The sequence below is a fragment of the Lacisediminihabitans sp. genome (assembly GCF_036569425.1).
Taxonomy (GTDB): domain Bacteria; phylum Actinomycetota; class Actinomycetes; order Actinomycetales; family Microbacteriaceae; genus Lacisediminihabitans.
The window spans coordinates 22,608-31,338 of the sequence record NZ_DATCQQ010000085.1 but is presented as its reverse complement, the minus strand read 5'-3'; the positions used below and the strand labels follow the sequence as shown (position 1 = coordinate 31,338).

The window sequence follows — 8,731 nt, the reverse complement described above, 5'->3', positions numbered from 1 at the left end:
GTTCCTCAACGACGTGCGCACCCGCCGCTCCTACCGCGACCTCTACGTCTCCAGCCGCAAGCTCTTCGACCGCCTCGGCAAGCCCGGTCAGGCCATCTACCGGGGGGTGCGCGGGGGACTGCACGGCTTCCTCAGCCGGTTCTCCAACAACGAGGCGCTGTACTCCAACCTCGACATCAAGTACATCGGCCCGGTGCACGGCCACGACATCCATGCGCTGCAGGAGGCGCTGCGCCAGGCGAAGAACTACGGCGCTCCGGTGATCGTGCACGCGATCACGCAGAAGGGCAAGGGCTACCAGCCGGCCGTGCTCGACGCGGCCGACCAGTTCCACGCCGTCGGGCACATCGACCCGGAGACGGGGGAGCCCATCGGCGGCAGCGGCCGGCCGTCCTGGACCTCGGTGTTCTCCGACGAGATCGTCAGGCTCGCGGATGCCGATCCCACGATCGTGGGGATCACCGCCGCCATGCTCAGGCCGACCGGGCTCGACAAGCTCGCCGCCAAGTATCCCGACCGCGTCTTCGACGTCGGCATCGCCGAGCAGCACGCCGTCACCTCCGCCGCGGGCCTCGCCTTCGGCGGCCTGCACCCGGTGGTCGCGCTCTACGCGACATTCATCAACCGGGCCTTCGACCAGGTGCTCATGGATGTCGCCCTGCACAAGGCGGGGGTCACCTTCGTTCTCGACCGCGCGGGCGTCACCGGCCCGGACGGGCCGAGCCACCACGGCATGTGGGACCTCGCCATCCTGCAGGTGATTCCCAACATCAGGCTGAGCGCGCCTCGAGACGCGACGCGCCTTCGCGAGGAGCTCGGCGAGGCGGTGGCCGTGACGGATGCGCCGACGGTCGTGCGGTTCTCCAAGGGCAACGTGGGCAATGAGTTCGAGGCCGTGCGCCGCACGGCCGACGGAGTGGACGTTCTCGTGGAGGCGGCCCACAGGGACGTGCTGATCGTGACGGTCGGCCCGATGGCGGAGCTCGGCCTGCAGGTGGCCGAGCGCCTCGCGGCGCAGGGGATCGGCGCCACGGTGATCGACCCGCGCTGGGTCGTCCCGGTTCCCCGCAGCGTCGTCGATCTCGCCGCGGAACACCGCTTGGTCGTGACGATCGAGGACGGGATCCGAGTGGGGGGAATCGGCACACGGATCCGCCAGGACCTGCGAGAGGCTGGGGTCGACACGGCGCTCAACGAGCTCGGTCTGCCCGACGAGTTCCTCGAGCACGGTTCCCGGGCGGAGATTCTTGAGGAGGTGGGCCTCACCCCGCAGCGCATCGCCCGCGACGTGGTGGCCCAGGTGCTCGGCAGCAAGATCCCCGTCGCGCGCCCGCTTCCCGACTCGGTCGAGGAGCAGCGTCGGCTCGGCTCGGAACGCCCGAACTGACCCGGGTTTGACTTAGAGTGCGCTCTAAGTTCTAGCCTTGGGGCATGACGGTAACCGAATCGACCCACTCGATCTCCGAGGCCGCGGAGCTCACCGGACTCTCCACCCACACGCTGCGCTACTACGAGCGCACCGGCCTCATGCTCACGCCGGTCGATCGCGCTTCGTCGACCCATCGGCGCTACTCGGAGGCCGATGTGCGCTGGGTGGGATTCCTCACCAAACTGCGGTCGACCGGCCTGCCCATTGCCCGCGTGCGGCAATACGTCGAACTCGTGCGCGCCGGCGAGTCGACGATCCCCGACCGACTGGAACTCCTGCTCATCCATCGCATCAACGTCGCGGCCCAGCTCGACGAGATGACCAACAGCCTGGCCGCGATCGACTACAAGATCGCGACCTATCAGGGAAGGACCCCCACGGAATGAAGAAAATCACCCTCGGAACCAACGGCCTCGAAGTGGGCCGCATCGGCCTCGGCTGCATGGGCATGTCCGCGTTCTACAGCGGCGCCGGGCAGGACGATGCCGGCTCGATTGCCACGATCCACCGGGCCATCGACCTCGGCGTCACGTTCTTCGACACCGCCGAGATGTACGGACCCTACATCAACGAGGAACTGCTCGGCACGGCGGTGGCCGGCCGACGCGACCAGGTCGTGATCGCGACCAAGTTCGGCACCATCCTGCACCGGGGCGACGGAAGCCGCGGTCTGGATGGCAGCCGCGAGAACGTGCGCATCTCGGTCGAAGGCTCGCTCAAGCGGCTCGGCACCGACTACATCGACCTCTACTACCAGCACCGCATGGACCCGGGCACCCCGATCGAGGAGACCATCGGAGCCCTGTCGCAGCTGATCGCCGAGGGCAAGATCCGCGGTTACGGGCTGTCGGAGGCGGCGCCGGCCACCATTCGTCGCGCCCACGCCGTTCACCCGGTCACCGCGCTGCAGACCGAGTACTCGCTGTGGTCGCGGCATGTCGAGGCCGAGATCCTGCCGGTCGTGCGCGAGCTGGGCATAGGGTTCGTGCCGTACTCGCCGCTCGGTAGGGGCTTCCTCACCGGTACGATCCGCTCGCTCGACCAGCTCGAGGAGACCGACTTCCGCCGCACCAACCCGCGGTTCGCCGGCGACAATCTCGAGGCGAACATCCGCATCGTGGAGCAGGTGGATGCCGTGGCCGCCGAACTCGGAGCCAAGCCCGGCCAGGTCGCACTCGCCTGGCTGCTCGCACAGGGCGACGACATCGCGCCGATCCCCGGCACGAAGCGGGTGTCCTACCTCGAGGAGAATGTTGCGGCGGATGCCCTCGAGTTCTCCGCCGACCAGCTGGCGGCCCTGGACGCCGTCGCCGCCCCGGTGGGCGACCGCTACGCCGACATGTCCCCGGTCAACCGCTAGCCCCCGCCAGCAACCTCTGTATCGTCCTCCGAAATCCATGCAATCCTCTGCCGACCCCGGCGTGTCTGTGTCAACACGCCGGGTGAGGCCGAAGGATGCATGGATTTCGGAAGGGGAATGCGGCGGCGACTTCTCCTCCACAGCGCGGCCGGCACTGCATCGACTCACGGATGAGCGGGAGCGCACGGTCGAGGAAGGGCGCATCGGAACACTGGGGCGATGCGTTCACTATCCGAGGTCGTCCGTCGGCGCGGCGGGGTGATGTCGACGGCTGAGTTCCTCGCTTTTGGGGCGTCGAGTCACGCGTTGACGGCGGCGGTGCGCTCCGGTGTGCTGCTCCGCCCTCGACAGGGTTGGTATGTGCTGCCGAGCACGCGGGAGGACTACGTTCGGGCCCTTCGGGTGGGCGGGCGTCTTGCCTCGGTGTCGGCCGCGGCGACCTACGGCCTCGCCGTGCCCCACGAGTTTCACCTCCACGTTCACGTCGCGCACGAGTCGAGCCGCCTGAGGACCGAGAGTGACCGCTATGTTCGGCTGAGCGACGTCGCGGGGGAGACCACGGTCATCCATCGCGGCCGCGTGTCGCCGCCGACCCTCGCAACGCGACTTCGGGTGGGGCTGCTCGACTGCCTGCTTCAAGTGGTGACGACGGAGTCGGAGGACGACGCCGTCGCCTGTGTCGACTCGGCCTTACGGCTCGGGCTTCTCGACTCCGAGGGCATCGAGTGGCTGCGCAAGCGGCTGCCCGCACGACGGCAGTGCATCCTCGACCGCGCCGACGGCAAGAGCGACAGCTACCCGGAGAGCATCTGCCGCTGCAAGCTTGCCCGGGCCGGAATCGAAACCAGGCTGCAGGTTCCCGTGCTGGGCGAGCGATGGATCGACCTCCTGATCGGAGACCACCTCGCCATCGAGGTGGATGGGGCAGCCAAGTACACGCAGGACATGACGCCGGCGCAGGTGGCCAGAAGGATGAACGCCGACCGTGTGCGCGACGCGTTCCTCGAGGCGATCGGCTTCCACGTGATCCGGATCAGCTATTTCATGGTCATGTTCGACTGGCCGGCCACCCTGGGCATGATCCAGGCGGTCATGGAGCGCGGCGAGCACCTATCCCGCCGCCGCTGACGTCGTCGCCGCCCGGTCGCACGCGGCCCAGTCGCCGCCCTGCCAGCCGCGCCCATCCACTTCCCCTTCCGAAATCCATGCAATCCTTCGCCGACCCCGGCGTGTCTGTGTCAACACGCCGATCGACGGCGAAGAATGCATGGATTTCGGGAGGTGGGGAGGGAGGAAGGGAGGTGGGGAGAGGCGCTACTTCGCGCCGCGGATGGGCGGGTGGTGGAAGGTGTCGTCGAAGACGCGCTCCGACGCCCCGACCCGGTCGAGGTACGGCGTCACGCCACCCATCTGGAACGGGTAGCCGGCGCCGAGGATGAGGCAGAGGTCGATGTCCTCCGGTGCGGCCACGACATTCGACTCCAGCATCCGGTGGATCTCGTCCGCCAGCCCGTCCTCGATGCGCGTCTGCAGCTCGACCGCCGTCATCGGCGTCGTGCCGCCGGCCACGATGTCGCGGGCCTTCTTGTCGATGCCCTTTACCTTGCCCTTGGTGTCCCGCTCGAAGATGTGGCCGAGCTCCGCGAGCTTGTGCAGGTTCTGGCTCTCGAAGAACCGCTCGGGGAACGCCGCGTGATGTGTGTCGAGCACGTGCGCGCCCACCTTGAGCCCCACGAGCTCGAGCAGCTGGAACGGGGTCATCGGCAGCCCGAACGGCTTCGTCGACTCCTCCACGACCTCGAACGGCGTGCCGGTGTCCACCGCGTGCATCGCCTCGCCGAGAACCTTGGCGAGGATGCGGTTGACGACGAAACCGGGAGTGTCCGTCGTGATAACCGCGTTCTTGTAGAGCCTGGCGGCGGTCACCATGGCCGTGCTGAGCGTCGCGTCATCCGTGCTCGGCGCCTTGACAACCTCGACGAGCGGCATCACGGCCACCGGATTGAAGAAGTGGAACCCGACGAGGCGCTCCGGGTGCGCGAGCTTCGCGCCGATCTGCTCGACCGAGAGCGACGAGGTGTTGGTGGCGAGCACCGCGGTCTCGGAGATGTACTTCTCGACGTCGGCGAATACCTGCTGTTTCACCCCGAGCTCCTCGAACACCGCCTCGATCACCCAGTCGCAGTCGGCGAAGTCGGCCTTGTCCGTCGTGCCGGTGACGAGCGCCTTGAGGCGGTTCGCCTCGTCGGGCGAGATCCGCTTCTTGCCGAGGAGCGTGTCGATCTCGTTGTGGATGCACTCCAGGCCCTTGTCGACACGGGCCTGGTCGAGGTCGGTGATGACCACCGGCACCTTGAGGCGGCGCACGAACAGCAGGGCGAACTGGCTCGCCATGAGGCCGGCGCCGATCACGCCCACCTTGGTGACTGGCCTGGCGAGCGCCTTGTCCGGGGCGCCGGCCGGGCGCTTTGCGCGCTTCTGCACGAGGTTGAAGGCGTAGATGCTCGCCTGGAACTGGTCCCCGGAGACCAGGTCCGCGAGGGCCTCGTCCTCGGCGGCGAACCCGGTGGCCTTGTCGGTGTTCCTGGCCGCCTTGATGAGGTCGAGCGCGGCGTACGGCGACTGGGCCACGGTGCCGATCTTGCTCTCGAGCGACTTGCGGGCGATGCCGATCGCGACATCCCACTTCACGGCGCGCTCGATCTTGCCGGGCTCGTTCGGCCGCTTGACCTTGACCTCGCCGGAGAGCACGCCGTCCGCCCAGGCGATCGAGTCTTCGAGAAAGCTCACCGAGTCGAAGATCGCGTCCGCGATGCCGAGATCGAAGGCGTCCTGGCCCTTGAGCGTGCGGTTCTTGAGCGGGTTCTCGACGATCACCTTGAGCGCGTTCTCGACTCCGATCAGGTTGGGCAGCAGCCACGCCCCGCCCCAGCCGGGAATCATGCCCAGGGAGACCTCGGGCAGCGCGATCGCGGCGACGTTGCGGTCCACGGTGCGGTAGTCGGCGTTGAGCCCGATCTCGAGCCCCCCGCCGAGGGCCAGGCCGTTGATGAACACAAACGACGGCACGCCCAGGTCGCCGAGGGCACCGAGCGTCTGGTGCCCGAGCTGGGCGAGCTGTTTCGCCGTCGCCCGGTCCGGGATGTCGCCGACCTTGCTCAGGTCGGCGCCCGCCGCGAGAATGAACGGCTTGCCGGTGACCGCGACGGCGGCGATCTCGCCGGATGCCGCGCGAGCCCTTTGGGCAGCGATCGTCTCGCCGAGCTCGAGCAGAGTGAGCGGACCGAGGGTGCTCGGGCGCGTGTGGTCCCTGTCGTTGTCGAGGGTGATGAGCGCGAGGGTCTTTCCGCCCGAGAGGGGAATGTCGCGCACGAGGGAGTGCGTGACGACCTCGTCCTGCGACAGGGCTCGGAGGTCGTCGAACTGCGCCATTACTTCTTCTTCTTTCCGTTGTAGAACGGGTTCTCCCAGATGACCGAGCCGCCCTGGCCGAGGCCGATGCACATGGCGGTGAGGCCGTAGCGAACATCCGGTCGCTCGGCGAACTGGGCGGCGAGCTGGATCATGAGCCGAACACCGGATGACGCGAGCGGGTGGCCGATCGCGATCGCGCCGCCCCACTGGTTGACCCGCGAGTCTTCGTCGTCGATGCCGAAGTGGTCGAGCAGCGAGAGCACCTGCACCGCGAACGCCTCGTTGAGCTCGAACAGCCCGATGTCCGTGATGTCGAGCCCGGCCTTCTTGAGGGCCTTCTCGGTGGACGGCACGGGGCCGATGCCCATGATCTCCGGCTCGACACCGGCGAAGGCGAAGCTCACGAGCTTCATCTTGGCCGACAGGCCGAGTTCCTTCGCGGCCGCCTCGCTCGCGAGCAGGCTGATCGTCGCCCCGTCATTGAGCCCGGACGAGTTGCCGGCCGTGACCCGGCCGTGCGGGCGGAACGGCGTCTTGAGGGCGGCGAGGCCCTCCATGGTGGTCTCGGGGCGGAGCGCCTCGTCGCGCGTGGCGAGGCCCCAGCCGTTGTCGCCGCGGGTGGCGACCGGGATGAGGTCCGGCTGGATCTTGCCGGCCTCATAGGCCGCAGCGGCCTTCTGCTGGCTGCGCATGGCGTAGCGGTCCGCGCGCTCCTTGGTGAGCTGCGGGAAGCGGTCGTGGATCCGCTCGGCGGTCGAGCCCATGTTGAGGGCGTCCTCGCTCACGAGCTTTTCGGCGAGGAATCGGGGGTTCGGGTCGGCACCGAAGCCCATCGGATGACGCCCCATGTGTTCGACTCCGCCAGCGAGGGCGAGGTCGTAGGCCCCGAAGGCGATGCCGCCGGCGAGGGTCGTGACCGACGTCATCGCGCCCGCGCACATGCGGTCGATCGCGAAACCGGGCACGGACTTGGGCAGACCGGCGAGGAGAGCCGCGGTGCGCCCGAGGGTGAGCCCCTGGTCGCCTTGCTGGGTTGTGGCCGCAATGGCGACGTCGTCGATGCGTTCCTTGGGAACGTCCGGGTTGCGGTCGAGCAGGCCGACCATCGCCTTCACGACCAGGTCATCCGCCCTGGTGTTCCAGTACATTCCCTTTTCGCCGGCGCGTCCGAACGGGGTGCGAACCCCATCCAAGAACACAACTTCATGTCTCTCGGCCACTATGCCTCCACTGTCTTGGGTCGCCTTCGATCCTAGGCTGGCCGATTTTTCGACAGGAATCGTTTGCTTGTTCCTACGAATCCGATTCGTCAGTCTGGAGAGGCGTTTGGTTGGCTTCGACAAAGGCATCGAGAACTACCTGTGCGATTGCGTCAATTTGCCAGGAGCGAGCTCCGAGGTCCACGAGCCGGTCCTGCACGGCGGCGAGGTCCAGGGGCGACGGCGGAGCCCAAGCGAGGCGGCGCAGCAGTTCGGGGGTGAGAAGGTTTTCGACGGGGATGCTGAGGTCGGTCGATGCCTCGGTCACGGCGGCGCGGGCGGTCTTGAGACGCTTGTCGGCCTCCGGGTTGCGATCCGACCAGATCCTGGGCGGCGGCATCGTCTCGCCTGGCACCCGAAGGGCGGGGAGATCTTCGGTGGTGCGACCCGTCTCGATGGCCGCCCACCAGCGGGACAGTTCGGATCGGCTGGCCCGGCCGTTGAATTCCCGCATTGCAGCGAGGGCCTGCTTTGACTCGGGCATGGCCTTCGCGGCCGCGATTAGCGACGAGTCCGGCACGAGCCGCCCGGGAGCGATGTCGGTCTCCCTGGCGAACGCGTCGCGCGCCTCCCAGAGTTCCCTGGCGACGGCGAGGTTGCGCGGACCCCGCACGGTGTGCAGTCCGGAGAGGCGGCGCCAGCCCTCGCCCTTGGACGGCTTGGCCTCTCGGGTGAGCACCGCGGCGAATTCCTGGGCGGCGATCGCGGTCTTGCCCGCCTCGTCGAGCAGGCCGGCCATGGCATCCCGGAGGTCGACGAGAAGTTCGACGTCGAGAGCGGCGTAGACGAGCCAGGATTGGGGGAGCGGCCGTGTCGACCAGTCGGCGGCCGAGTGCTCCTTGGCGAGGTGGATGCCGAGCAACTCGTCCACGACCGTGCCGAGTCCCACCCGGGGCAGTCCGGCGAGGCGGGCACCGAGCTCGGTGTCGAAGATGTGCGTGGGGTCGAGGCCGACCTCGCGCAGGCAGGCGAGGTCCTGGCTTGCCGCGTGCAGCACCCACTCCTCGGCGGCGATCACGTCGTTGAGCTCGGCGAAGTGGCCGATGGCCGGCGGGTCGAAGAGGAACACCCCTGCCCCGCGGCGGAACACCTGGATCAGGTACGCGCGCTGCGAGTACCGGAACCCGGATGCCCGCTCCGCATCGATGGCGATCGGCCCGTGCCCGGCCGCGATCGTCTCGACTGCGCGCAGGTATTCCTCGCGAGATTCGATCGCGGAGACGAGTACATGGGCGGCCTGTTCGACCACCACGGCGTCTGGTGGGGTCG

The 8,731-nt window shown here is 68.2% G+C and carries 7 protein-coding genes; 4 read left to right on the top strand and 3 right to left on the bottom strand.

The window, feature by feature from the left end; all coding sequences use genetic code 11:
* The 4 genes from VIM54_RS14715 to VIM54_RS14700 form a co-directional block, all read left to right on the top strand.
* On the top strand, positions 1 to 1,387 hold a 1,387-nt coding region (locus VIM54_RS14715; protein WP_331902438.1), incomplete at its 5' end, for a transketolase C-terminal domain-containing protein.
* A 44-nt stretch (positions 1,388 to 1,431) separates the two neighbouring features.
* Positions 1,432 to 1,815, top strand: a complete 384-nt coding sequence (locus tag VIM54_RS14710; RefSeq protein ID WP_331902436.1) for a MerR family transcriptional regulator — start codon at positions 1,432 to 1,434, stop codon at positions 1,813 to 1,815.
* A complete protein-coding gene (locus tag VIM54_RS14705; protein ID WP_331902434.1) occupies positions 1,812 to 2,789 on the top strand; it encodes an aldo/keto reductase in 978 nt (325 codons plus the stop codon). The genes VIM54_RS14710 and VIM54_RS14705 overlap by 4 nt, the downstream gene beginning before the upstream one ends.
* A gap of 219 nt (positions 2,790 to 3,008) precedes the next feature.
* On the top strand, positions 3,009 to 3,917 hold the full coding sequence (locus VIM54_RS14700) for a type IV toxin-antitoxin system AbiEi family antitoxin domain-containing protein (RefSeq protein WP_331902432.1): 909 nt from the start codon (positions 3,009 to 3,011) through the stop codon (positions 3,915 to 3,917).
* Positions 3,918 to 4,103: 186 nt separating this feature from the next.
* Here the strand turns inward: VIM54_RS14700 and VIM54_RS14695 are convergent, their stop codons facing one another.
* From VIM54_RS14695 to VIM54_RS14685, 3 genes are all read right to left on the bottom strand, one after another.
* The gene (locus tag VIM54_RS14695; RefSeq protein WP_331902430.1) at positions 4,104 to 6,221 is read right to left on the bottom strand and encodes a 3-hydroxyacyl-CoA dehydrogenase NAD-binding domain-containing protein; all 2,118 of its coding nucleotides are present in this window, start codon (positions 6,219 to 6,221) and stop codon (positions 4,104 to 4,106) included.
* Positions 6,221 to 7,423, bottom strand: a complete 1,203-nt coding sequence (locus VIM54_RS14690) for a thiolase family protein (RefSeq protein ID WP_331902428.1) — start codon at positions 7,421 to 7,423, stop codon at positions 6,221 to 6,223. The genes VIM54_RS14695 and VIM54_RS14690 overlap by 1 nt, the downstream gene beginning before the upstream one ends.
* A 73-nt stretch (positions 7,424 to 7,496) precedes the next feature.
* A complete protein-coding gene (locus tag VIM54_RS14685; protein ID WP_414673230.1) occupies positions 7,497 to 8,711 on the bottom strand; it encodes an HRDC domain-containing protein in 1,215 nt (404 codons plus the stop codon).
* Between the last annotated feature and the right edge of the window lie 20 nt (positions 8,712 to 8,731).